Origin of the sequence: Kitasatospora sp. NPDC005748 (genome assembly GCF_040630735.1) — a bacterium.
GTDB lineage: Bacteria > Actinomycetota > Actinomycetes > Streptomycetales > Streptomycetaceae > Kitasatospora.
Genome location: NZ_JBEXYD010000042.1, coordinates 17,769 through 42,257 on the forward strand (window position 1 = coordinate 17,769; position 24,489 = coordinate 42,257).

Below are 24,489 nucleotides of genomic sequence, written 5' to 3' on the forward strand. Positions count from 1 at the left end.
GCTTGCCGTGGAACGCGACATCTACACCGAGGAGCACGAGGACTTCCGGGCGACCGTCCGGTCCTTCCTCGCCAAGGAGGTGCTGCCGCACTACGACCGCTGGGAGCGGGCCGGCATCGTGGACCGCTCCGCCTGGCTGGCCGCCGGCCGGCAGGGGCTGCTCGGGCTCGCCGTCCCCGAGGAGTACGGCGGCGGGGGCGCCGCAGACTTCCGCTACGCCGCCGTGCTCGCCGAGGAGTTCGCCCGGGCGGGCGCCTCCGGCCTGGCGCTCGGCCTGCACAACGACATCATCGGCCCGTACCTCACCTCGCTCGCCACCGACGAGCAGAAGCGCCGCTGGCTGCCCGGGTTCTGCAGCGGCGAGCTGATCACCGCCATCGCGATGACCGAACCCGGCACCGGCTCCGACCTCCAGGGCATCCGCACCCACGCCGTGGACCAGGGCGACCACTACCTGCTCAACGGTGCCAAGACCTTCATCTCCAACGGCATCCTGGCCGACCTGGTGGTCGTGGTCGCCAGGACCACCCCCGAGGGCGGTTCGCGCGGCCTGAGCCTGCTGGTGGTCGAGCGCGGGACGCCCGGCTTCGAGCGCGGCCGCAACCTCGACAAGATCGGCCAGAAGGCCCAGGACACCGCCGAGTTGTTCTTCGAGGACGTCCGCGTCCCCAAGGCGAACCTGCTCGGCGAGGAGCACCAGGGCTTCCTCTACCTGATGCGGAACCTCGCGCAGGAGCGGCTCACCATCGCGGCCGCCGCGATCGCCGGCGCCGAGTACCTGGTCGAGATCACCACCGACTACGTGAAGCAGCGCGAGGCCTTCGGCCGGCCGCTCGCCAAGCTCCAGCACGTCCGGTTCGAGATCGCCGAGATGGCCACCGAGTGCGCGGTCACCCGGGCCTTCGTGGACCGCTGCATCACCGAGCACAACCGCTACGCGCTCACCCCGGCGGACGCCTCGATGGCCAAGTGGTGGGCCACCGAACTGCAGAAGCGCACGGCCGACCGCTGCCTCCAACTCCACGGCGGCTACGGGTACATGACCGAGTACCCGGTCGCCCGAGCGTTCACCGACGGCCGGATCCAGACCATCTACGGCGGGACCACCGAGATCATGAAGGAGATCGTCGGGCGCTCCCTGCTGGGCTGACCCCGGTCCCCGCCCCCCCGCCCGCCCGGCGAAGCGCCCGCCAGACCGCGGAACACCCGCCCCGGCCCCTCTCGAACCCTCCCACCCCCCGCCCGGTCAGACCCCCGAAAGGCAATCCACCGTGACCACCGAAGCGTACGTCTACGACGCGATCCGCACCCCGCGCGGCCGGGGCAAGGCCAACGGCTCACTGCACGGCACCAAGCCGATCGACCTGGTCGTCGGCCTGATCCACGAACTGCGCCGCCGCTTCCCCGAGCTGGACCCGGCGGCGGTCGACGACATCGTGCTCGGCGTGGTCAGCCCGATCGGCGACCAGGGCTCCGACATCGCCCGGATCGCCGCCATCACCGCCGGCCTGCCCGACTCGGTGGCCGGCGTCCAGGAGAACCGCTTCTGCGCCTCCGGCCTGGAGGCGGTCAACCTGGCCGCCGCCAAGGTCCGTTCGGGCTGGGAGGACCTCATCCTGGCCGGCGGCGTCGAGTCGATGTCCCGGGTGAGGATGGGCTCCGACGGCGGTGCCTGGGCGATGGACCCGATGACCAACTACGAGAACCACTTCGTCCCGCAGGGCATCGGCGCCGACCTGATCGCCACCATCGAGGGCCTCTCCCGCACCGACGTGGACGCCTTCGCCGCCGAGTCGCAGGCCCGGGCCGCCAAGGCCCAGGCCGACGGCCTGTTCGACCGCTCGGTCGTCCCGGTCCGCGACCGCAACGGCCTGGTGGTGCTGGACCGCGACGAGTTCATCCGCCCCGGCACCACCGTGGAGACCCTGGCCGGCCTCAAGCCCTCCTTCGCCGGCATCGGCGAGGCCGGCGGCTTCGACGCGGTCGCCCTGCAGAAGTACCACTGGGTCGAGGCCATCGACCACGTGCACCACGCCGGCAACTCCTCCGGCATCGTGGACGGCGCGGCCCTGGTCGCGATCGGCAACCGCGGCATCGGCGAGCGGTACGGCCTGCGCCCGCGCGCCCGGATCGTCTCGGCCGCCGTCTCCGGCTCCGAGCCCACGATCATGCTCACCGGGCCGGCCCCCGCCACCCGCAAGGCGCTCGCCAAGGCCGGGCTGACCGCCGCCGACATCGACCTGGTCGAGATCAACGAGGCCTTCGCCGCCGTCGCCCTGCGCTTCGTCCGCGAGCTCGGCTTCCGCCCGGACCAGGTGAACGTCAACGGCGGCGCGATCGCCCTCGGCCACCCGCTCGGCGCCACCGGCGCGATGCTCCTCGGCACCCTGGTCGACGAGCTGGAGCGCCGCGAGCTGCGCTACGGCCTGGTCACCCTCTGCGTCGGCGGCGGGATGGGCATCGCCACCGTCGTCGAGCGCGTCTGAGCCTCCGGCGGCCCGCCGCCGCCCCTTCCCGTGGCGCGGTGCGCGCGGCACCCCCCCTTGTCCCGGCCCTCACAGGAGACCCCGACCCCATGAGCGACACCACCACCATCCGCTGGGAGCAGGACCAGGACGGCGTGGTCACCCTCGTCCTCGACGATCCCACCCAGTCCGTGAACACCATGAACGAGGCCTTCACGGCCGACTTCGACGCCACCGTCGAGCGCCTCGCCGCCCTCGGCGACGACCTGCGCGGCGTCGTGGTCACCTCGGCGAAGAAGACCTTCTTCGCCGGTGGGGACCTCCGGATGCTGTCCGCCGCCCGCCCCGAGGACGCCGCCGCCGTCTTCGAGAAGTCGATGCGGATCAAGCGGGCGCTGCGCCGGCTGGAGACGCTCGGCAAGCCGGTGGTCGCCGCCCTCAACGGCAGCGCGCTCGGCGGCGGTCTGGAGATCGCCCTCGCCTGCCACCACCGGATCGCGCTGACCGCCCCGGCCAGCCGGATCGGCCTGCCCGAAGTCACCCTCGGCCTGCTGCCCGGTGGCGGCGGGGTCGTTCGCACGGTGCGGCTCTTCGGCATCACCGACGCCCTGCTGAAGGTGCTCCTGCAGGGCCGCCAGTACCGCCCGGAGCAGGCGCTCCAGCACGGCCTGGTCCACGAACTTGTGGACACCCCGGAGGAGTTGACCAGCCGGGCGCGCGCCTGGATCGAGGCCAACCCGACCGCCGTCCAGCCCTGGGACGTCAAGGGGTACCGCATCCCCGGCGGCACCCCGGCCACCCCGGCGCTGGCCGCCAACCTGCCGGCCTTCCCGTCCAACCTGCGCAAGCAGCTGGCCGGCGCGCCCTACCCGGCGCCGCGCAACGTGCTGGCGGCGGCGGTCGAGGGCGCCCAGGTGGACGTCGACACCGCGATGGTGATCGAGGCCCGCTACTTCACCGAGCTGGCCTGCGGGCAGACCAGCAAGAACATGATCCAGGCGCTCTTCTTCGACATGCAGGCGGTCAACTCCGGCGCCGGCCGGCCGCAGGGCGTCGAGAAGCGGACGGTGCGCAGGGTCGCCGTGCTCGGCGCGGGCATGATGGGCGCCGGGATCGCCTACACCTGTGCCAAGGCCGGCATCGAGGTGCTGCTGAAGGACGTCAGCACCGAGGCCGCCGAGCGCGGGAAGGCGTACTCCGCCGGCCTGCTGGACAAGGCGGTGGCGCGCGGCCGGGCCACCGAGGCGCAGCGCGAGGAGCTGCTCGCCCGGATCACCCCCACCGCCGAGGCCGCCGACCTGGCCGGCTGCGACGCCGTGATCGAGGCGGTCTTCGAGAACCCCGAGCTCAAGCGGAAGGTGTTCCAGGAGATCGAGGGCGTGGTGGCGCCGGACGCGCTGCTCTGCTCCAACACCTCCACCCTGCCGATCGGCCTGCTCGCCGAGGGCGTCGGGCGCACCGCCGACTTCATCGGCCTGCACTTCTTCTCGCCGGTCGACAAGATGCGGCTGGTGGAGATCATCCGCGGTCCGCAGACCGGCGACGAGGCGCTCGCCCGCGCCTTCGACCTGGTCCGGCAGATCGACCGGACGCCGATCGTGGTCAACGACTCGCGCGGCTTCTTCACCTCCCGGGTGATCGGCCAGTTCATCAACGAGGGCGTGGCGATGGTCGGCGAGGGCGTCGACCCGGCCACCGTCGAGCAGGCCGCCGCCCAGGCGGGCTACCCCGCCAAGGTGCTCTCGCTGCTGGACGAGCTGACGCTGACGCTGCCGCGCAAGATCCGCGACGAGTACCGGCGCGCGGTCGAGGAGGCCGGCGGCAGCTGGACCGCCCACCCGGCGGACGCGGTGGTGGACCGGATGGTCGACGAGTTCGGCCGCCCCGGCCGCAGCGGCGGCGCCGGCTTCTACGAGTACGGCGAGGACGGCCGGCGCGGCAGGCTCTGGCCGGGCCTGCGCGAGCACTTCACCTCGGCCGAGGGTGCGGCCGGGAGCGCCGTCCCCTTCGAGGACCTCAAGGAGCGGATGCTCTTCAGCGAGGCACTGGACTCGGTCCGGTGCCTGGAGGAGGGCGTGCTGACCTCGGTCGCCGACGCCAACGTGGGCTCCATCCTCGGCATCGGCTTCCCGGCCTGGACGGGCGGCGTCTTCCAGTACATCAACGGGTACGAGGGCGGCCCGGCGGGCTTCGCGGCCCGCGCCCGGGAACTCGCCGCCGCCTACGGCGAGCGGTTCGCGCCGCCGGCCCTGCTGGAGCGGGTCGCCGCCGAGGGCCGGACCTTCTCCGACTGACGGCCGGTCGGTCAGCCGGGCGGGGCGGCGTCCTCCACGGAGCGCGCCGCCTCGCCCAGCTCCTCCCGCAGCGACCGCTGGAACGCGGTCACCAGGGCCTGCGCCACCATCGGCTGGATGTGGTCGGTGAGTTCCTTCATCCGCTCCAGCTCGGCCGGCGCGGGCTCGCTCTCCCGGTACGGCTTCCAGACCGTCTCGCGGAACAGCCGCTGCAACTCGTGCGCCGTCGCCCGGCTGTGCTCCAGCACCACCGCGCGCGCGGCCAGCAGGGTCTCCAACGGGATCGGCACGTCCAGGATCCGCACCCCGAGCGGCAGCAGCCCCGGGTCCACCCGGAACACCTCCGGGTCGGGCGTTCGCTCCAGCGCGCCCATCGCCGCCAGCCGTTCCAGCTGCGCGGGCGAGAGTGCCCGCCCGGCCCGCCGCTCCAGCTGCCCGCGGCTCAGCTCCTCCGCCGTCTCCGGCGTCCAGGACGCCACCAGCGCCCGGTGGATGGCCAGGTCCAGCGGCGTGCTGTCCTGCGGCAGCCAGGCCAGGTAGCGCTCGATCGCCGCCAGCGTCAGGCCCTGCCGCTGCAGCTCCTCGATCAGCCCGAGCCGGTCCAGGTGCTCCGCCCCGTACCAGCCGACCCGGCGCGGCCCCAGCTCCGGCGGCGGCAGCAGCCCCTTCGTCCCGTAGAACCGCACCGTGCGCACGGTCACTCCCGCCCGCGCCGCCAGCTCGTCCACCGTCAGCCGGATCTCGACACCCTCCCGCGCCCCCATCCGCCACCTCCGCCTCTGTTGCACCACCGCTGTGACAGCAGCAGTGTGACAGTGCCGGGCGACCCGGTCCACCGGCGGTGGCCCGGCACGCCCCGGGCCCCGCCCGGCGCCGTCGGCGCGGGAGCGGGGCCCGGGGGCGGTGTCCGCCGGTGCCGCCGAGTGGTCGGCGAGACCTGGGGTGGTGGGCGCGGGTGCAGCCCTACCCCTCGTTGCGGCCGAACCCGCCGGGGGTCAGCGCGAGCCGGCGTCGGCGAGGTCGGGGTGGTGGCGGCGGGTGACCTCGGGGTGGGCGCGGGTGTAGCCCTTCCACTCGTTGAGGCCGAACTCGGCGAAGAGCGGGTTGCCCGGGTCCTGGGTGGCGCCCGGGGCGTGGTGCGCGAGGGGGAAGTCGAGCGGCTCGATGTGGGCGTCGAGGCGCGGGTTGTAGAAGAACGGGATGGAGAAGCGCTCGCGGGCGCCGGCCGGGCTGACCACGCGGTGGTTGGTGGCCTTGAGGTAGCCGTCGGTGGCGACCTCCAGCAGCTCGCCCAGGTTGACCACGAAGGCGCCCTCCATCGGCGGCACCTCCAGGAAGCTGCCGTCCGCGCGCTCGACCTGGAGGCCGCCGACGGTGTCCTGGAGCAGGAGGGTGATGAAGCCGTAGTCCTTGTGCGCGCCGACGCCCTGGCCGGCGCCGTCGGGCGCGGTGCCGGGGTAGCGGACCAGCTTCAGCCGCAGGTGCGGGTGGCCGGCGAAGGCGTAGTCGTAGAAGTCGGGAGCGGCGCCGATCGAGGCGAGGAGTTCGTGCAGCAGCCGCTGGGCGACCGCGCCGAGGCGGTCGATCCAGCCGAGCGCGGCGGTCCGCAGCGCGGGGAGCGCGGTGGGCCACTGGTTCGGGCCCTCCAGCCACCAGTAGGGGGGCTCGCCCCGCTCCGGGACGTGCGGGGGCAGCTCGGCCCCGATGTCCAGCTGGTCCCGCCAGTCCTGGCTGCCGCCGGTGAGCTCGTGCCCGGTGCGGGTGTAACCGCGGAAGTGCGGGGAGTTGAGGTTGCTCACGGCGAGCCGGTCGGCCTCCGGCAGGGCGAAGAACGCCCGCATCGCGTCGATCAGGGCGGCCGTCTCGGCCGGGGTGACGCCGTGGCCGACGAGCTGGAAGAAGCCGACGCCGGTGGCCGCCTTCCGCAGGTCGTCGTGCAGGCGGAGCCGGTCGTCGGCGCCGCCGTCGGCGAGCGAGAGGTCGATCACCGGGAGGGCGTCCGCGGGGGCGGCGGAGGGGGTGCTGGAGGAGTGCTGCTGCGTCATGGGTGACATCCGCTGGGTCTCGTCCTGGCCTGTCCCGGTGATCGACCGGGGATGCCGGGGCCGCGCCTGGTGCGGCGGGTGCTCCGGGGGTCAGGAGGGGGGACGCGGCCGCCTGGGGCCGCGCATGAGGGTGGGAGGCGCGAGGTTCAGCTGGAGCGTCGACAGGACATGCTCGTCACGCGGAGCAGGTCCACGTGGCGACGGCGAACGAGTATGAGCACCTCACCAGCCTAAATGACGGTCGCACCGCCGGGGGAGACCCCTGCACCGAGTTGATGGCGTGGCCCTGACAAGGTCGTCCCGGCGCTCGTGCCACCGGTCAGACCCGTGCCGCCCGGGCCGCCTCCTGGAGGGAGGCGAGCAGCTGGGCGAGGGCGGGCTGCCCCCAGGCGGTGGTGCGGACGGCGGCGTGCACGGCGCGGACCGGCTCCGGGGCGCGGAGCCTGCGGACGGTCACACCGGGGTGGCGCCGGGCGAGGCCCAGGAGCGGGACCAGGGCCACCCCGAGCCCGGCCGCGACGAAGCCCTGGGCGGTCGGGTAGTCCTCGCTGTCCACCGCGAAGCCGGGGCGGAACCCGGCCTCGGCGCAGGCGTCCAGGACGGTGTCGAGGCAGGGACCGGTCCGCTCGCTGCCGACCCAGGGCTCACCAGCCAGGTCGGCCAGGTCGAGGACGCGCCTCGCACCGAGCCGGTGGCCCCTCGGCAGGACGGCGCGGTACGGGTCGTCGAGCAGGGGGATGAGGCGCAGCCCGGGGTGCTCGCCCCCGTGCGGCCGGACCACCACCGCCACATCCGCCCGCCCCCGCAGGACGTCCTCCAGCGGGTCCTCGGGGTCGGTCATCCCCAGGTCGAGCCGCACCCCCGGGTGCTCGCGCCGGAAGGCCGCGACGGCGGGCGCCACCAGGGCGGCTCCCGCCGTCGCGAAGTAGCGGACCGTCAGGGAGCCGCTGCGCCCGGCCAGCAGATCGGCGAGCGCCGTGCCGGCCTCGGCCACCTGCCGTTCGATGACGGCGGCGTGCTCGGCGAGCAGCCGTCCGGCGGCGGTCGGCCGCACGCCGCGCCCGGCGCGTTCGAGCAGCGCCGTCCCGGTCTGCTTCTCCAGCGCCGCCACCTGCTGGCTGACGGCGGACGGCGTGTAGCCGAGCGCGGTGGCGGCCGCGCTCACCGAGCCGCCGGTGACCACGGCGCGCAGCACCTGCAGACGTCGCACATCGAGCATGTAGTCCAGCTTAAACGTGCTGAAGAACTTTTCACTTGTCCTGTCGGGTCCGGGCGGGCAGCGTTCCTTCCGGTGCTTCCGGCGCTTCCGGTGCTCCCGGCCTCCCGGTCGGGAGGCCGACCGACGAAAGGCAGGTGTCCCGTGCTGCGGATGGCCGTGCTCGCCCTGCTCTGGGGATCGGGCTTCCTGTGGACCGAACTCGCGCTCCGGAACGGGCTGACCCCGCTGCAGATCACCGTGCTGCGCTCCGCCCTCGGGGCCGCGGTGCTGCTGCTCCTCGCCCGCTCCGCCCGGCAGCGGCTGCCGCGCGGCGCCGCGGTCTGGCTCCGGCTCGCCGTGGCCGCCCTGTTCTGCAACGTGCTGCCCTTCTTCCTGGCCGCCCTGGGCATGCGGACCGTCGGCTCGGGGCCCGCCGGCGTGCTCAACGCGACGACCCCGCTCTGGTCGCTGCTGATCGGCCTGGCGCTCGGGACGGAACGCGGGTGGCACCCGAGGCGCCTCGGCGGTCTGCTGCTCGGCTTTGCGGGGGTGCTGGTGATCTTCTCGCCGTGGCAGGGCGACGCGGGGCCGGCGCACCAGCACGGCGGCGCCCCCGGCTGGGGCGTGCTCGCCCTGCTGGGCGCGGCCGCGAGCTACGCGGTGGCGTTCACCTACATGGGCCGCGTGCTCACCGGCACCGGTACCGCCCCGCTCGCCCTCTCCGCCGCCCAGCTCACCGTGGCGGCCGGGCTCGGCTCGCTGGCGCTGCCGGCCGCCGCCGGTGCCACCGACGGGTTCAACGTCCGGGCGCTCGCGGCGGTGACCGTGCTCGGGGTGCTCTCCACCGGGCTCACCTTCCACCTCAACTACCGGCTCATCGCCACCGAGGGCGCCACCGCGGCCGCCACCGTCGGCTACCTGCTGCCCGTCGTCTCCACCGGGCTCGGCGCGCTCGTGCTCGACGAGCCGTTGAGCCCGAGGGGTGTCACGGGAATGGCCGTGGTGCTGGCCGGGGTCCTCCTGACCCGTCCGCGGCCGACCCGGGAACGGGCGGTCACGGCCGCCCCGGCCGCCCGGGCGACCCCCGGGCCCGCTCTGCCCGCTCCACCCCCCGTGCCCGCCCTGCCCGCCGACCGGACGAACGGACCGGGAGCGCCGGATCACTCTGGCGGACACCCGGCTTCCGCACCCTGTTCACCGCCACCGCGCTCACCCGGCTCGGCACCGGCATCGGCCACGTCGCACTGCCCCTGACCGCCGTCACCGCCCACGGCGCGAGCGCCGGGCAGGTCGGGGCCGGGGTGGAGCCGGCGGCCGAAAAGGCTTGACCTCAAGTCGGCTTGAAGGTCAATCATGGTCATCATGAACACGAACACCACGGCCGTCGAGGCCGATGCCCGGATCGGCGCCGAGGCCGACACCGCCGTTGAGACCGAGGCCGTCGGGCGGGTCGTCGCCGCCCTCCAGTACGCCCAGGTCAACGAACTCGTGGAGGAGTTCGTCAGTCTCTTCCGCGAGGACGCGATCTGGACCACCGGCCACGGCAAGCGCCTCACCGGGCGGGACGAGATCGCCGCGTTCACTCGCACGGTGCTCCCGGGCGCCTTCCTCGGCTCCGGGAACACCGCCGAGTACGAGGTGGTGCACGTCCTCTTCGTCCGCCCCGACGTGGCCGCGGTCAAGGTCCGCCAGCGCTACCTCACCCTCGCCGGCGAACAGGTCGGCGAGGAGGGCAGCCCGCTGTACGTGATGGCCAAGGAGGACGGGCGCTGGCTCCTGACGGCCTGCCAGAACACCCTCGTCGTCCCCGAGTGAGGGCGCCGGTCCGGAGCGGAGCGGAGCGGGTGCGGCGGGCGGTCAGCCCCCGGCCGGGTCCGTGCCCCCGGCCGGCCCGGTCGCGGCGGGCGGGAAGGGGCAGCCGCCCCGGGGAGTGGCGCCGTCCCCGAAGGCGCCGTCCCCGAAGGTGCCGAGCTCGGCGATCCGGTACCCGCCCGGGTAACTGCGCACCTGCCGGCCGTCGCGGGCCAGGCGCGGGGAGCGGCGCGGCGGCAGGAGGCGGACGAGCCGCCCGCGCAGCCGCATGCCGGAGCGGACGGCGTACCGGAGCGCGGCCGGGGGCCGGGAGTACCCGAAGGCCTCGCGCAGCGGATCGTCGAGCAGGCAGATCGAGGACACCCGCATCGAGGGCCGCAGCGGGGCCGGGTACCAGGAGGCCATCAGGCCGAGGGTGGCGTCGGAGACCTCCCGGCCGCCCCGGTCGTGGCCGAAGTGGGCGCGCTCGTAGCCGTCCAGCAGCCGCTCGAACGCGTCGTACGTCTCCGGGATGTCGCTCAGGCCCATGTGGCGGCCCAGTTCGCGGTAGTAGTTGGTGGTGGCCCGCACCTCGTGCGCGGAGTACGGGCGCCAGCCGTAGTCGTCCAGCCAGCGCTTGGGCACCACGACGAAGGTGGCGAGCACGTACAGGAAGTCCTCGTTGGAGATGTCGTACCGGTGGTGCATCCGGTTCATCCGCCGGATCGCCTCCCGGCCCTGCGCCGAGGCGAAGCCGTGCTCGACCACGGCTTCCAGGATCAGCACGGTGTCGTCGTAGCGCTTCTGCGCGCGGCGGGTGAACTCGCCGGTCCGCGCGAGCAGTCGGCCGATGCTCGGGACGGCGTAGGTGCGGTAGAGCGCGAAGCTGAGCGACTGGGTGGTGTCCCACGGGAACTCGTACCAGCTGCTGATCCGGTAGATCTCGGTGAACTCGGTCTCCGGGTCCATCCGCTGAATCGTCTTCAGCCAGTCGTATCGCTGCACAGGCCAGACCCTAGGGTCCCGGTCAGGGACAGGTCAACGCGGCCCCGCCGCGCCGCCGGCCACTCCGTGGCGCGCGTGGGCCCACGCTTCCCGGGGGCGGCACGCCGGGTCGGCCGCCGGGGGAGGGGGACGGCATGCTCGAATGGCTTCTGGTGGTCCTGATTCCGGTCGGCCTCGTCGCCGTGGCCGGCCTCGCGTACTGGTGGTGGGCGAGAGTCGGCACCGAACGGCCCGTGGAGCACCACAGCTCCATGCCGAGCGAGACCACGGCACGGACGGTGCGGGCTGAGGTCCGCTCGGGGGGTGGGGGTGTCAGGTGGGCTGGGCGGCCGTGCGGGCTGCTTGTTCGACCCGGGTGTGGTGCTCCTCCCACTGGGGGCGGTCGCCGGGGGCCATGTTCTCGTCTCCGTCGCGCAGGCCGGTGGTCCCGTCGAGCTGTTCCCGGACGATGTCCGCGTGGCCGGCGTGGCGTTGGATCTCCGCGATCATGTGGACGAGGACCCGGTGGAGCGTCAGTTCGCTCCGGTTGCCGAAGGGCACCCGGCCGACGGCGTCCAGCGGGAGTGACCCGATCGTCGCGTCCGCGTGGACCCATGCCGCGCGGTACCGGTCGACGATCTGCTCCCGGGTCTCCTCGGGGGTCGCCCAGAGGTCGGCGTTCGGCTCGGCGTCGCCCGTGATCCACAGGGGCGTTCCGGCGAACGGCCGCCCGAAGGTGGCTCCGAAGTAGAGGGCCTCGGCGCCGGTCGCGTGCTTGACCAGCCCCAGCAGGTTGGTGCCGGTCGGCGTCATCGGGCGGCGGATGTCGTACTCCGACAGCCCGTCGAGCTTCCAGAGCAGGGCGTCCCGGGCGTCCTGCAGATAGATCTGAAGGTCCTTCTTGAAGTCCGGTCCGATCATGGGACCAGTCTGCCACCCCGCCTCCGACCGACGGGCGGTCAGTGCCGCGGCGGGGTCCGGTCGGGAGGCGTGGTCAGTGCGGTGGCGGCGGCGTCGAGGATGTTCCGGAACGTGCGGGTGATGACCGGCCGGGCGAACAGCCGGGTGAGCGGGCCGCCGAGCAGCGGGACGCCGACCTCGGCGCGGGTGGTCCACCGGACGTGGGTGCCGCCGTCGACCTCCGTGAAGGTCATCCGGCCGAGTTCGTGACGGGACGGCGGCAGGCTGCGGTCGACGACGTACTCGGTGGCGTACGGGGGGTCGTAGTGGGTGACGCGCTCGCTGAACCAGCCGATGAGCCACAGGTGGTTGCGGACGGCGCCGACGCCGTAGGGCGCCCCGCTGCCGCGCCGGGCGAGGCGGCAGCGCAGCACCAGCGGCGAGGCCGTGTAGTTGGTGGTCGTGGTGAGCCAGCGGAACACGTCGTCGATGGGGGCGTCGATGACGCGTTCGACGGTCATGGTCTCCATGGTGCGTCCTCCTCGGTCGAGCGGGTCGCTTCCTCGTGTGCCAGGGAGACGACGTGCACCGGCAGGATGTGACGCTCCATCAGTGTGACTGCTGTCACGCCCGGTTGGCGAAGACGTCGGTCGCGGAGCCGGGCTCGCGAAGGCGGCGAGGCGGACACCTCGCGCCCGTCGGGTGCGCGGGTGTCCGCCTCGTCGGCGACCCCGGTCCGGGCCGGATCCGGCCGCTCCGGGCAGTGCTCCCGCTCAGGCGAACTGGCCGGGCCGGTAGTCGCCGGCGGGCATCTGGAGCATGACGTTCCCGCGGTTGAAGGCGTTGATGACGGTGATCACTCCGACCAGGGCGCCGAGCTGGTCCTCGTCGTAGTGCTGGGCGGCGTTCGTCCAGACCCGGTCGGAGACGCCACCGGCCGCATCGGCGATGCGGGTGGCCTCCTCGGCGAGTTCCAGGGCGGCGCGCTCGGCCTCGGTGAACACCGTGGCCTCGCGCCAGGCCGCGACCAGGTTGAGGCGCTCCGGGGACTCTCCGGCGTGCACGGCGTCCTTGAAGTGCATGTCGGTGCAGAAGCCGCAGCCGTTGATCTGGCTGGCGCGGAGCTTCACCAGCTCCTGTGTCGCGGCCGGCAGGGTCGAGCCTTCGAGCACCTTGCCCGCGGCGATGATGTGCTTGAAGACCTTGCCCAGGACCGGGTTGGTGAAGGGGTTCAGGCGTGCTTCCATGACGCGCTCCAAAGTCGGTGTCCGGCGGCTTGCACTCCTTCGACGAGGTAGCCCGGCGAGTTGTGACACGGCCGTTCCGTGAGGTGCCCGGACGCCGCCGTGCCGGGAGGGCGGCGCCCGCGTCGCGACGGGGCGCCCGTGCCGACCTGGGCGATCGCCCCCCGGGGCGGTCCGGGGGCCCCGAGCGGCGGGCAACACGGAGAGTGACCGTCGGGGTGGACCAAGCAGACTTGAATCTTTGCGAACGAATGTTCGATCCTGGGGGTGTGCCCGTTTTCGAATCTGTTTTCGAATCCACCGCCGAGCGGCAGCCGCTCCGCCCGGTGGTGTCCGCGGCTGCCCTCGGTGCCGCTACCGGCACCGAGGCGGTCGACGGTCGGCGCGGGCTGCTGCCGGTGCTGCCCGCGCTGGGGGCGGTGCTGCCGGAGGGCGGGCTCCGGCGGGGGACGACGGTGTCGGTGGGGGCCGGGGACACCGGGCTGCTGCTCGCGCTGGCCGCCGGGGCACGCGGGTCGGACGGCGGCTGGGCGGCCGCGGTCGGGCTGCCCGATCTCGGGCTCGCCGCGGCCGCCGGGTACGGGCTGGACCTGCGGCGACTGCTGGTGGCGGACGACCCCGGGCCGCACTGGGCCGAGGTGGTGTCGGTGCTGGCCGGGGCGGTCGAGCTGATCATGCTGCGTCCGGACGGGCCGGTGGCACCCAAGCCGGCCGCCCGGCTGGCGGCCGTGCTGCGGCGCAGTGGCTGCGTGCTGCTGGTGGCCGGGCCGTGGCCGGGGGCGGGGCTGCGGCTGGAGGTGCGCTCCGGCCGCTGGTTCGGGCTGGGTGACGGGCACGGCCAGCTCACCGGGCGGCAGGTGGAGGTGGCGGTGGAGGGGCGTGGCTCGGCGGTGCGCGGGCGCACCGCCCGGCTCTGGCTGCCGGACGAGCACGGCGAGGTGCGGGCGGTGGCCGAGGCCGCCGAGGCGGGGGAGGACGTGACGTCGGGGGTCGGGGCGGGCCTCGACCGAATGGCGGTGGTGTGAGATGACCGGCGGCGGAGCGTCCGGAACGCCCGGAGCGTCCGGAACACCTGCGGCAGCCGGGACCCCCGGGACGCCACGGGTGCTGGTGGTCTGGTGCCCGGACTGGCCGGTGGTGGCCGTCGAAGGGAGCGCGGACGGCGGCGGCGACGTCCCGGTGGCGGTGGTCGCCGGCGGGCGGGTCCTGGCCTGCTCGGAGGCGGCGCGGTCGGCCGGTGTGCGGCAGGGGCAGCGGCTCAAGCTGGCCCAGCGGCTCTGCCCCGCGCTGGAGCTGCGGGAGCGGGACCCGGAGGCGGAGACCCGGCGGTTCGAACCGGTGGTCGCGGCGGTCGAGGCGTTCACGCCCCGGGTGGAGGTGCTTCGCCCGGGTCTCTGCGCGATCCCGATGAAGGGCCCGAGCCGGTACTTCGGCGGCGAGGAGGCGCTGACGGCGAAGGTGCAGCGGGCGGTGGCGGCCGCCCTGGCCGGCGCGGCGGACCGGGGCGAGGAGGCCCCGGAGGTTCGGGCCGGGCAGGCCCATCCCGCGGACGCCGAGCACGCCGGGCCCGCCGGGCGGGCGCACCCGCCGGAGCCCGGGGCCGCCGACGCCCCCGGGTGGACGCGCCCGGCGGAGGCCGAGCGTGCGGCGGCGCGGCGCCGCGCCGGGGCGGTGGACGGCCTGTTCGCCGCGGCGCCCGCGGCCCGGGACGGCGCACCGGGCGGGTTCGCCCGGCCGCCCGAGCCGCCCGCCGGCCCGGATTCCGGGCCGGACACCGAGGCGCGCCCCGGGGAGGCGGACGCGGTGCCGCCGGCCCGGATCGGGGTCGCCGACGGCCTGTTCGCCGCCGTGCTGGCAGCCCGGGCGGGGGTGCTGGTGCCGGCCGGCCGGACGGCGGAGTTCCTCGCCCCCTATCCGGTGGCCGCGCTCGGCGACGAGGGGCTGGCGGAGCTGCTGGACCGGCTCGGCCTGCCCACCGTCGGGGCGTTCGCCGCGCTGCCCGCCGAGGCGGTCGCGGACCGCTTCGGCCCGGCGGGCACGGCCGCCCACCGGCTGGCCCGGGGGCTGCAGCCGCGCCCGCTGGTACCGCGGACGGAGGGGCCGGACCTCTCCGTCGAGCAGTGCTTCGACCCGCCGGAGGCGCTCGCCGAACCGCTGGTGTTCGTCGCCCGCACCCTGGCCGAGCAGTTGCACCAGCGGCTCGCCGGGGCGGGTCTGACCTGCCAGCGGGTCGCCGTCGAGGTGGCCTGCGCGGACGGGCGGACCGTCTCGCGGCTCTGGCGGCACGAGGGCCGGCTGTCGGCGGCGGCGCTCGCCGAGCGTGTCCGCTGGCAGCTCCAGGCCTGGCAGGGCGCTGGGACCTTCGCCGTGCCGGACGGCGGGCCGTCGCACGACGCGGGGTTCACCGCCCTGCGGCTCGTACCCGACGACCTCTCGCCCGACCAGGGCCGGCAGCTGGCGCTCTGGGGGCAGGCGGTCGCGGACGACCGGGTGGAGCGGGCGGTGGCCCGGGTCCAGGCGGTGCTCGGGCACGCCGGGCTGCGCCGGATCGAACCGGCCGGCGGGCGGGGACCGGGCGAGCAGGTGGTCCGGGTGCCGTGGGGCGAGCCGTACGACCCGGCGGCGCCGGCCGACGCGCCCTGGCCGGGGCGGCTGCGGGACGTCTGGCCGGCCGTGGTGCACCGCGCCCCGGTGCCGGTCGCGGTGCTGGACACGGCCGGGCGGCCGGTGAACGTGGACGGCCGGGCGGGGGTGTCGGCCCGGCCGGCCCGGATCGCGGTGCGCGGTCGGGACCTGGTGGTCGACGGCTGGACCGGGCCCTGGCCGGCGGTCGAGTACTGGTGGGACCAGGCGCGCGCCCGCCGCCGGGCACGCTTCCAGGTCACGGTGGCGGACGGGCGGGCGCTGCTGCTCACGGTGGAGAACGGCGAGTGGTTCCTGGAGGCCGGTTACGACTGACGGAGCACGGCGGCGGAGTACGGCGGCGGAGCGCCGGGACGGTGCGGCGGGGACGGAGCACGGCAGGAAGAGATCGGCGGGGAGGAGCACGGCAGGGAGAGATCGGCGAGGAGAGGCCGGCGGGGAGCACGGCAGGGGGGCAGGACACGAGCGAGAGACCGAAGGCGACAACCCCCGATGGGATTCACCAGCCACCCCGCGCTCCCCTGGAGCGAGCTGCACCGACGCCTGGCCGGCGGCCGGCCGGGCCCGGCCGCCGGCCAGGTGGTGCCGATCCGCCGCCGGGCCGAGGACCGCGGCCCCGGGCCGGCCGGGCCGACCGGCGATCCGGCCTGGGCGGAACTGCACGTCCACTCGGCCTTCAGCTTCCTCGACGGTGCCAGCGACCCCGAGGAGCTGGTCGCGGAGGCCGCCCGGCTGGGCGTCGAGGTGCTCGCGCTCACCGACCACGACGGCCTCTACGGCGCGGTCCGCTTCGCCGAGGCGGCCCGCGAGGCGGGCGTCGGCACGGTGTTCGGCGCCGAGTTGACGCTGCGCCGCGACCAGGAGGTGGAGCACCTGCTCGTCCTGGCCCGCGACCCGGCCGGCTACCGCCGGCTCTCCGCGGCGATCGGCGCCGCCCAGCTGGCGGGCGGGGCCAAGGGCCGTCCGGCGTACGACTTCGCCGCGCTCGCCGACGCGCACGACGGCCACTGGGCGGTGCTCACCGGCTGCCGCCTCGGCCGGGTCCCGGCCGCCCTGGCCGCCGGAGCCGCCGCATCCGCTCCCGGCGCCGGAGCCGCCGAGTCCGCCCTGGCCGCCGGAGCCGCCGGGGGCGGGGCCCGCGCGGACATCTCCCGGGGCGTCGACGGGGCCGAGCGCCGGCTGCGCACCCTCACCGAGGCGTTCGGCCGCGAGAACGTCCACGTCGAGCTGATCGACCAGTGGCTGCCCGGCGACGACCTGCGCAACGACGCCCTCGCCGCGCTGGCGGCCCGGCTCGGCCTCCCCGTCGTCGCCTCCACCAACGCGCACCACGCGGGCCCGGCCCAGGGCCGGCTGGCCCAGAGCCTGGCCGCCCTGCACGAGCGCCGGACGCTCCAGGACGCGGCGGGCTGGACGCAGGCGGCCGGCACCGCGCACCTGCGCTCGGGCCGCGAGATGGCGGCCCGGCTGGCCCGCTTCCCGGGGGTGCGGCAGGCCACCGTCGACCTGGCCCGGGCCTGCGCGTTCGACTTCACCCGGCTCGACCCGGAGCTGCCCGGCTTCCCCGTCCCGCCCGGCCACACCGAGATCAGCCATCTGCGCGCGCTGGTCGCCGCCGGCGGCCCGGCCCGCTTCGGGCCCGGGAACGCGGCCGCCCGCCGGCAGCTCGGCAAGGAACTGGACGTCATCGAGGACCTGGAGCTGGCCGGGTACTTCCTGATCGTCCACGACATCGTCGACTTCTGCCGCCGGGAGTCCATCTGGTGCCAGGGCCGGGGTTCGGCGGCCAACTCGGCGGTCTGCTACGCGCTCGGCATCACCGCCGTCGACCCGATCCACTACCGGCTGCTGTTCGAACGCTTTCTCTCCGTCGCCCGGGACGGCCCGCCCGACATCGACCTGGACATCGAGCACCGCCGCCGCGAGGAGGTCATCCAGTACGTCTACCGCCGCTACGGGCGCGAGCACGCCGCCCAGGTCGCCAACGTGATCACCTACCGGCCCCGGCTGGCGCTGCGCGACGCGGCCCGGGTGCTCGGCTACCCGCAGGGGCAGGTGGACGCCTTCAGCCGGCAGAGCGACTTCCGCTCCGCGCCCGGCCCGGACGCCGTCATCCCCGCCGACGTGCTCGCCCTGGCCGGTCAACTGCACGGCCTGCCGCGCCACCTGGGCATCCACTCGGGCGGCATGGTGCTCACCAGGGAGCCGATCGCCGAGATCTGCCCGACCGAGTGGGCCCGGATGCCGGGGCGGTCGGTGCTGCAGTGGGACAAGGACTCCACGGCCGGTGCCGGACTGGTCAAGATCGACCTGCTGGGCCTCGGCATGCTCTCCGCCCTGCACGACACCTGCGACCTGATCGCCGAACACCACGGCGCGCACTACGACCTGGCGACCATCCCGGTCGACGACGCGGGCGTGTACGCGATGCTGCGCCGGGCCGACACGGTCGGTGTCTTCCAGGTCGAGTCGCGCGCCCAGATGGCGACCCTGCCGCGGCTCAAGCCGGACCACTTCTACGACCTGGTGGTCGAGGTGGCGCTGATCCGCCCGGGCCCGATCCAGGGCGGCTCGGTCCATCCGTACCTGCGCCGCCGGGCCGGGGTCGAACCGGCCGGCTGCCCGCACCCGTTGATGGAGAACGCGCTCGGCAAGACCCTCGGGGTGCCGCTGTTCCAGGAACAGATGATGCAACTGGCCATCGACTGCGCCGGGTTCACCCCCGCCGAGGCGGACCGGCTGCGCCAGGCGATGGGCTCCAAGCGCTCGCACGAGCGGGTCGCCCGGCTGCGCGAGCGGCTGCTGGGCGGCATGGCCGAACGCGGCATCCCGCCGGAGACCGCCGAGGACGTCTACGTCAAGATCGAGGCCTTCTCCAACTACGGCTTCCCGGAGAGCCACGCGATCAGCTTCGCCCACCTGGTGTACGCGAGCGCCTGGCTCAAGTACCACTACCCGGCCGCCTTCACCTGTGCGCTGCTGGCCAACCAGCCGATGGGCTTCTACGCGCCGCTCAGCCTGATCTCGGACGCCCGGCGGCACGGCGTACGGGTGCGCGGGGTGGACGTCAACGCCAGCGGGGCCCGGCCGACCCTGGAGCCGTACCGGGGGCCGACCCCGGAGCCGCCGCTCACCGCCGGCAAACCGCAGGCGGCCATCCGGCTCGGGCTGGACACCGTGCGCGGGGTCGGCACCCCGCAGGCCGAGGCGATCGCGGCCGGGCAGCCGTACGCCGACCTGGAGGACTTCGCGCGGCGCACGGGCCTGCCCGCGCCGGTCCTGGAGGCCCTCGCCGCGGCGGGTGCGTTCGGCTGCTTCGGGCTGGGCCGGCGTCAGGCGCTCTGGGCCGCCGGGGCGTTCGCCGGAGTGTCGACGGCGCTGATCCCCGGTACCACGCCCGGCACCGAGGCCCCGCCGCTGCCCGAGATGACCCCGGTGGAGGAGACCATCGCCGACCTCTGGGCCACCGGGGCCTCCGCCACCAGCCACCCCGTCCAGCACCTGCGCGCGCACCTGGAGCGCGGCGGCGCACTGACCGCCGCCCAGCTGCCGGGGGTGGAACCCGGCTCGGCGGTGGTGGTCGGCGGACTGGTGACGCACCGTCAGCGGCCGCCGACCGCGGGCGGTGTGCTGTTCCTCAGCCTGGAGGACGAGACCGGCCTGATCAACGTGATCTGCAGCCGCCCGGTCTGGGAGTCCCAGCGCCGCACCGCCCTGGACCGGGCCGGCCTGCTGGTGCACGGTCACGTCGAACGGGACCGCGGGGCCACCAACCTGGTCGCCACCCGGCTCACCCCGCTGCGCCTGGGCGCCTGACCCGGGGGCGCCGGTGGCGGCTGGCCGGTCAGCCGTCCGACACCGGCCCGGTGGCGCCGTCCGGAGCCGCCGCGGGCTGCGGGTGCAGGATCTCGCGGGCCTGCTCGGCGGACCGGGCGATGCTCTCGGAGACGAAGTCGAGGAAGCGGGCGATGTTTTCGAGGCGGGCGCCGGCCGGCGTGCCGGCGTCGAGCACGCCGACGCCCTGGCGTGCGGTCTCGGCGATCTGGGCGGTGGAGCGGGCGCTGGCGATCATCGACTGGTACCAGATGTCGTTGTCGACGAGGTAGCGCTCGCGGCGGCGCTCGTCGCGCTCCCGGCGGACGAAGCCCTGGGCGTCGAGGAACGTGATCGCCTTGGAGACGGAGGCCGGGCTGACCTGGAGGCGCTGGACGAGTTCGGACGCGGTGAGGCTGCCCGAGTCGGTGAGGCAGAGGCAGGCCATCACCCGGGCCATCATCTGGGGCATGCCCGACTGCAGCATCGCGGTGGTGAACACCTCCTCGTACGCGCGCACCGCGTCGGCGTCGCGGCCGTGCTCCTGCGGGACGGCGGCGGGGTCCCGGGGCGCCGCCTGCCGGCGGCGGGCGCGGTGCCCGGTGGCGCGCTGGGCCAGGTCGGCGCGGTAGCCGGTGGGGCCGCCGTTGCGCATCACCTCGCGCGTGATCGTCGAGGTCGGGCGGTCGAGCCGCCTGGCGATCTCGGCGTAGGGGAGGCCGTCGGCCAGCCCGAGCGCGATCTGCTGGCGTTCCTGCTGGGTGAGCCTGCCTCCGGGCATCGCGGTCTCCTTCGGGGTGGGTAGTGCGCCGAGCATAGCGTTCACTCTCAATCCATTGCAACGAATGGATAGCGGCTCGTTGCATTAGGCGCGAAACCATTGCAATGAAATCACCGCAACTACCTGCAAAGACGGGATTCTGACGCAACGAGTGTGTTGCCAGCACCGTGAATGCAACGTAGCTTTTCCCACATCGGAAACGACGGGCCGACCGAGTGCCCGCCGCCGCAGAAGGAGAAGAACGATGCAGAAGTTCGCCACCACCACCCCGATCGCCGCCGTCCTCGACATCCCCGCCGGCAGCGTCCGGCTGATCGCCGCCGACCGCGGCGACACCACCGTCGAGGTCCTCCCCGCGAACGCCGCCAAGGGCGCCGACGTGAAGGCCGCCGAGCGGATCACGGCCGAGTACACCGACGGCGTCCTGCGGATCACGGCCGCCCCGGCCCCCAACCGCCTCCTCGGCCAGTCCGGCGCCGTCGAGGTCACCGTCCAGCTCCCCGCCGGCTCCCGGATCCAGGCGAAGACGGCCGCCGCCGACCTGCGGGGCGTCGGACGCCTGGGCGACGTCACCCTCGACGGCGCCCAGGGCTCGGTCAAGCTCGACGAGACCGCGAACGCCCACCTCACCCTCCTCGCGGGCGACATCACCGTCGGCCGGCTCAACGGCTCCGCACAGCTCAGCACCCGCAAGGGCGACCTGCGGATCACCGAGGCCACCGGCGGCACCCTCGACCTGCGCACCGACGCCGGCGCCATCGAGATCGGCGCCGCCCGCGGCGTCTGCGCGACCCTCGACGCCGGCACCGCCCACGGCCGGATCCACAACACCCTCCAGAACACCACCGGCACCGACGCCGCACTCACCATTCGCGCCACCACCTCCCACGGCGACATCACCGCCCGCAGCCTCTGAACCGCCCGCAGCCCCGAACCGCCCGCAGCCCCGAACCGCCCGCAGCCCCGAACCGCTCACAGCCCCCGCACCACTGTTCGCAGCCTCTGAAGGAGCACCTCTCATGACCGACCTGGCCATCGCGGCGAACGGGCTGCGCAAGTCCTACGGCGACAAGAGCGTCCTCGCCGGGATCGACCTCGCCGTCCCCGAAGGAACGGTGTTCTCCCTGCTCGGCCCGAACGGGGCCGGCAAGACCACCGTCGTCAAGATCCTCTCGACCCTGATCGGGGCCGACGGCGGGCAGGCCCGGGTGGCGGGCCACGACATCGCCACCGCGCCGCAGGCGGTGCGCGCCGCGATCGGTGTCACCGGGCAGTTCTCCGCCGTCGACGGCCTGATCACCGGCGAGGAGAACATGCTCCTGATGGCCGACCTGCACCACCTGTCCAAGCGCGAGGGCCGCCGGGTCGCCGCCGAACTCCTGGAACGCTTCGACCTGGTGGAGGCGGCCGGGAAGCCCGCCTCCACCTACTCCGGCGGCATGAAGCGCCGGCTGGACATCGCCATGACGCTGGTCGGCGGCCCGCGGGTCATCTTCCTCGACGAGCCGACCACCGGCCTCGACCCGCGCTCGCGCCACACCATGTGGCAGATCATCCGCGAACTCGTCACCGGCGGCGTGACCGTCCTCCTCACCACCCAGTACCTGGAGGAGGCCGACCAACTCGCCGACCGCATCGCGGTCCTGAACGACGGCCGGATCGCCGCCGAAGGCACCGCCGACGAGCTGAAGCGACTCATCCCCGGCGGCCACGTGCGGCTGCGCTTCGCCGACCCGGCGGCCTACCGGTCCGCCGCCCTCGCCCTGCACGACGTCACCCGCGACGACGAGGCCCTGGCCCTGCGGATCCCCAGCGACGGCAGCCAGCGCGACCTGCGCGCCGTCCTCGACCGGCTGGACGCCACCGGCATCGAGGCCGACGAACTCACCGTCCACACCCCCGACCTCGACGACGTGTTCTTCGCCCTGACCGGCTCCAGCGTGCCCGCCCAGAACAACCAGTCCAAGGAGACCGTCCGATGAGCACCTTCACCCTCGCCGCCCGTGACTCGGCCACCATGCTGCGCCGCAATCTCCTGCACGCCCGGCGCTACCCGTCACTCACCCTGAACCTGCTGCTCACCCCGGTCATGCTGCTGCTGCTCTTCGTCTACATCTTCGGCAACACGATGAGCGCCGGCATCGGCGGCGGCGACCGCTCCGCCTACATCGCCTACCTCGTCCCCGGCATCCTGCTGATGACCATCGGCAGCACCGTCATCGGGGCCGCGGTGTCCGTCTCCACCGACATGTCCGAGGGCATCATCGCCCGCTTCCGCACCATGGCGATCCATCGCGGGTCGGTGCTCGTCGGGCACGTCGTGGGCGGCGTGCTGCAGTCGGTCGCCAGCGTGGTCCTGGTCGGCGCGGTCGCCGTGGCCATCGGCTTCCGCTCCACGGACGCCACCGCCCTGGAGTGGCTGGCCGCCTTCGGGCTGCTCGTCCTCTTCGCCCTGGCGCTCACCTGGATCGCGGTCGGGATGGGCATGGCCAGCCCGAACGCCGAGGCGGCCGGCAACAGCGCGATGCCGCTGATCCTGCTGCCGCTCATCTCCAGTGCCTTCACCCCCGTCGACGCGATGCCGGGCTGGTTCCAGCCGATCGCCCAGTACCAGCCGTTCACGCCGGCCATCGAGACCCTGCGCGGCCTGCTGCTCGGCAGCGGGATCGGCTACAACGGCTGGCTCGCCGTCGCCTGGTGCCTGGCGCTCACCGCGCTCGGCTACTTCTGGTCGACCTCGACGTTCAACCGTGACCCGAAGTAACCGGGACGAGGGTGCGGGTCGCCTCCCGCACCTCGCCCCGTCCCAGGGCGGCGTACCGACACCGGGTGTCGGCCTGCGCCGCCCTGCCGGCGTTCCCGCCCGCGGTCGTGCGGAGCGCCTTCCCCGGGCCGTCCGGACGACGGTTCGTGTCATGATCGTCCGCATGAACCCGACGCCGCCGAACGGAATCCGTCGAACCGCGCCGCCGGCCCGGGCGGCGCTGCTGCTCGTGGGGGCGGCCCTGCTGGTGGGGTGCGGCAGCACGCAGGTGTCGGGCGCGGGCGGGGGAGCCCCGGGGCCCGTGGGCGCGACCGGCGGCAGGACCTCCGCGAAGGCCACCGCCCCGGACACTCCCAGCTCGGCGGCCCTCCCCACACCGACGCCGGTGCCGGCGCCGACCTGTTCCCCGGAGGGCGTCTCGCTGGCCGCGGAGGAGGCGAACGCCGCCATGGGCCTGCGGGTGATGGCGATCCGCCTGACCAACTGCGGAGCCGCCCCCTACACGCTGAACGGTCGACCTGGGGTCCGCGTCCTCGACGCCGACCGTGCGCCGCTCGACATCGCCGTGCAGAAGGGTTCGGCCGGCATCGCGACCCTGGAGGGCTTCGACGCGGCGCCGACGGCGGTGACGCTCCGGCCCGGCGAGTACGCGGCGTTCCAACTGGTCTGGCGCAACACCGTCACCTCGGGGACGAAGGGGGCCGACAACGGGCGCTTCCTGGAGATCGCCCCGCTGCCCGGCCGCCCCCCGGTCGTCGTCCCGGCCTACCTCGATCTCGGCACCACCGGCCGGCTGGGCATCTCCGCCTGGGCCGAGGCCACCGCGGCCGCCCGGCCGGGGAACGACCGCCCGGGAGCCCCGCCCGCCCGGTAGCCGAACCCGGCTCGGCGCGTCGGGGCGCCGGTGGTCGGGGCGCCGGTGGTCGGGGTACCGGCGCGGCGCAGTCGTGGGGGCGCCTGCGCCGCGCCGGGGCTGGAGGGGGAGCGGCGGGCTCAGAAGGCGGGGGCGTCGTTCAGCTCGACGATCCGCAGATCGCCCAGGCGCACGGTGTACCAGACCTCCTGGCCGCTGCCGCCGCCCCAGTACTCGGTGAAGCGGACCGAGGCGAAGCCGTGCTCCTCCCCGACCTGCTGCACGGACCACTCCGACGGTACGTTCTGGGCGCGGAACACCGGGTCGGCCCCGTGCTCGGAGGCCCAGGCGTCCAGCCGGACGTTCAGGTGCGGGGCGAGGAAGCGCTCACGGACGGCGCGCGGCGTCTCACCGCTCTGGTGGAGCACCGCCTTGCCGTACTCCTCCACGAAGGTGACCACCCGGTGGGCGGCGGCCGTCCCGGCCCGGGCCTCCGCCCGGGAGGAGCCGGGCACGTCGGTGGGCCGGGCGAAGGCCGCCTGGGCGGAGCCGGCCGGCCCACCGATCGCGAGCAGACCGGCGAAGGCGGCTCCGGCCAGAACGGTACGCAGGGCGTCAGCGCGAATCATGGGGGAATTCCACCATTCGTCGACGAACTCCGTATATCGCCGGAAGGAGTGGTTTGGCCGCCCACCGTTGTTATTTGACGACTGA

21 protein-coding genes are annotated in these 24,489 nt (G+C 74.5%); 12 read left to right on the forward strand and 9 right to left on the reverse strand.

The window, feature by feature from the left end:
• Positions 1-7 precede the first annotated feature (7 nt).
• The 3 genes from ABZ495_RS25870 to ABZ495_RS25880 all read left to right on the forward strand — a co-directional run bounded on the left by ABZ495_RS25870 (position 8) and on the right by ABZ495_RS25880 (position 4,759).
• Entirely contained in the window at positions 8-1,150 is a 1,143-nt protein-coding gene (locus ABZ495_RS25870) for an acyl-CoA dehydrogenase family protein (protein ID WP_359810662.1), read from the forward strand.
• Positions 1,151-1,271: 121 nt separating this feature from the next.
• The gene (locus ABZ495_RS25875) at positions 1,272-2,486 is read left to right on the forward strand and encodes an acetyl-CoA C-acetyltransferase (protein WP_329487055.1); all 1,215 of its coding nucleotides are present in this window, start codon (positions 1,272-1,274) and stop codon (positions 2,484-2,486) included.
• A gap of 89 nt (positions 2,487-2,575) precedes the next feature.
• Positions 2,576-4,759 carry a 3-hydroxyacyl-CoA dehydrogenase NAD-binding domain-containing protein gene (locus tag ABZ495_RS25880; protein WP_359838314.1) on the forward strand — a complete coding sequence of 728 codons (2,184 nt, stop codon included), beginning with the start codon at positions 2,576-2,578 and terminating at the stop codon, positions 4,757-4,759.
• Positions 4,760-4,770: 11 nt separating this feature from the next.
• Here the strand turns inward: ABZ495_RS25880 and ABZ495_RS25885 are convergent, their stop codons facing one another.
• The 3 genes from ABZ495_RS25885 to ABZ495_RS25895 form a co-directional block, all read right to left on the reverse strand.
• Positions 4,771-5,523 (reverse strand): MerR family transcriptional regulator, encoded by a 753-nt coding sequence (locus ABZ495_RS25885; RefSeq protein WP_329487053.1) that lies wholly within the window; start codon positions 5,521-5,523, stop codon positions 4,771-4,773.
• 231 nt (positions 5,524-5,754) lie between these two features.
• On the reverse strand, positions 5,755-6,804 hold the full coding sequence (locus tag ABZ495_RS25890) for a 2-oxoglutarate and iron-dependent oxygenase domain-containing protein (protein ID WP_359838316.1): 1,050 nt from the start codon (positions 6,802-6,804) through the stop codon (positions 5,755-5,757).
• A gap of 319 nt (positions 6,805-7,123) precedes the next feature.
• Positions 7,124-8,023: a LysR substrate-binding domain-containing protein gene (locus ABZ495_RS25895; RefSeq protein ID WP_359838318.1), complete on the reverse strand. Its 900-nt coding sequence runs from the start codon at positions 8,021-8,023 to the stop codon at positions 7,124-7,126.
• Between the two features lie 150 nt (positions 8,024-8,173).
• Here ABZ495_RS25895 and ABZ495_RS25900 point away from each other — a divergent pair, with 150 nt between their 5' ends.
• Both ABZ495_RS25900 and ABZ495_RS25905 read left to right on the forward strand, forming a co-directional pair.
• Positions 8,174-9,256, forward strand: a complete 1,083-nt coding sequence (locus ABZ495_RS25900) for a DMT family transporter (RefSeq protein WP_359838361.1) — start codon at positions 8,174-8,176, stop codon at positions 9,254-9,256.
• A gap of 108 nt (positions 9,257-9,364) precedes the next feature.
• Positions 9,365-9,817 carry an SgcJ/EcaC family oxidoreductase gene (locus ABZ495_RS25905; RefSeq protein ID WP_359838320.1) on the forward strand — a complete coding sequence of 151 codons (453 nt, stop codon included), beginning with the start codon at positions 9,365-9,367 and terminating at the stop codon, positions 9,815-9,817.
• Between the two features lie 42 nt (positions 9,818-9,859).
• Here ABZ495_RS25905 and ABZ495_RS25910 read toward each other — a convergent pair whose 3' ends face one another.
• The 4 genes from ABZ495_RS25910 to ABZ495_RS25925 form a co-directional block, all read right to left on the reverse strand.
• Positions 9,860-10,798 carry an oxygenase MpaB family protein gene (locus tag ABZ495_RS25910; RefSeq protein ID WP_359838321.1) on the reverse strand — a complete coding sequence of 313 codons (939 nt, stop codon included), beginning with the start codon at positions 10,796-10,798 and terminating at the stop codon, positions 9,860-9,862.
• A 312-nt stretch (positions 10,799-11,110) separates the two neighbouring features.
• Positions 11,111-11,698 carry a DinB family protein gene (locus ABZ495_RS25915; RefSeq protein WP_359810680.1) on the reverse strand — a complete coding sequence of 196 codons (588 nt, stop codon included), beginning with the start codon at positions 11,696-11,698 and terminating at the stop codon, positions 11,111-11,113.
• Between the two features lie 38 nt (positions 11,699-11,736).
• Entirely contained in the window at positions 11,737-12,207 is a 471-nt protein-coding gene (locus ABZ495_RS25920) for an SRPBCC family protein (RefSeq protein WP_359810683.1), read from the reverse strand.
• 243 nt (positions 12,208-12,450) lie between these two features.
• Complete coding sequence (locus ABZ495_RS25925; protein WP_352296581.1) at positions 12,451-12,924, reverse strand: carboxymuconolactone decarboxylase family protein; 474 nt, start codon at positions 12,922-12,924, stop codon at positions 12,451-12,453.
• Positions 12,925-13,190: 266 nt separating this feature from the next.
• On the opposite strand from ABZ495_RS25925, the gene ABZ495_RS25930 reads away from it, so the two are divergent.
• The 3 genes from ABZ495_RS25930 to ABZ495_RS25940 all read left to right on the forward strand — a co-directional run bounded on the left by ABZ495_RS25930 (position 13,191) and on the right by ABZ495_RS25940 (position 19,380).
• Entirely contained in the window at positions 13,191-13,946 is a 756-nt protein-coding gene (locus ABZ495_RS25930; RefSeq protein ID WP_359810686.1) for a hypothetical protein, read from the forward strand.
• A 79-nt stretch (positions 13,947-14,025) separates the two neighbouring features.
• Complete coding sequence (locus tag ABZ495_RS25935) at positions 14,026-15,879, forward strand: DNA polymerase Y family protein (RefSeq protein WP_359838323.1); 1,854 nt, start codon at positions 14,026-14,028, stop codon at positions 15,877-15,879.
• Positions 15,880-16,056: 177 nt separating this feature from the next.
• On the forward strand, positions 16,057-19,380 hold the full coding sequence (locus tag ABZ495_RS25940; RefSeq protein ID WP_359838325.1) for an error-prone DNA polymerase: 3,324 nt from the start codon (positions 16,057-16,059) through the stop codon (positions 19,378-19,380).
• Positions 19,381-19,408: 28 nt separating this feature from the next.
• On the opposite strand, the gene ABZ495_RS25945 is transcribed toward ABZ495_RS25940, so the two are convergent.
• Positions 19,409-20,158 carry a helix-turn-helix domain-containing protein gene (locus tag ABZ495_RS25945; RefSeq protein WP_359810694.1) on the reverse strand — a complete coding sequence of 250 codons (750 nt, stop codon included), beginning with the start codon at positions 20,156-20,158 and terminating at the stop codon, positions 19,409-19,411.
• 244 nt (positions 20,159-20,402) lie between these two features.
• On the opposite strand from ABZ495_RS25945, the gene ABZ495_RS25950 reads away from it, so the two are divergent.
• From ABZ495_RS25950 to ABZ495_RS25965, 4 genes are all read left to right on the forward strand, one after another.
• Positions 20,403-21,074, forward strand: coding sequence for a DUF4097 family beta strand repeat-containing protein (locus ABZ495_RS25950; RefSeq protein ID WP_359838327.1), 672 nt, complete (start codon positions 20,403-20,405; stop codon positions 21,072-21,074).
• 103 nt (positions 21,075-21,177) lie between these two features.
• Positions 21,178-22,140 carry an ATP-binding cassette domain-containing protein gene (locus tag ABZ495_RS25955; RefSeq protein WP_359838329.1) on the forward strand — a complete coding sequence of 321 codons (963 nt, stop codon included), beginning with the start codon at positions 21,178-21,180 and terminating at the stop codon, positions 22,138-22,140.
• Positions 22,137-22,922, forward strand: a complete 786-nt coding sequence (locus tag ABZ495_RS25960) for an ABC transporter permease (protein ID WP_359838331.1) — start codon at positions 22,137-22,139, stop codon at positions 22,920-22,922. Before ABZ495_RS25955 ends, ABZ495_RS25960 begins: the two co-directional genes overlap by 4 nt.
• A 151-nt stretch (positions 22,923-23,073) precedes the next feature.
• Positions 23,074-23,796, forward strand: coding sequence for a DUF4232 domain-containing protein (locus ABZ495_RS25965; protein WP_359838333.1), 723 nt, complete (start codon positions 23,074-23,076; stop codon positions 23,794-23,796).
• A gap of 119 nt (positions 23,797-23,915) precedes the next feature.
• Here ABZ495_RS25965 and ABZ495_RS25970 read toward each other — a convergent pair whose 3' ends face one another.
• On the reverse strand, positions 23,916-24,404 hold the full coding sequence (locus ABZ495_RS25970) for a hypothetical protein (protein WP_359838335.1): 489 nt from the start codon (positions 24,402-24,404) through the stop codon (positions 23,916-23,918).
• Between the last annotated feature and the right edge of the window lie 85 nt (positions 24,405-24,489).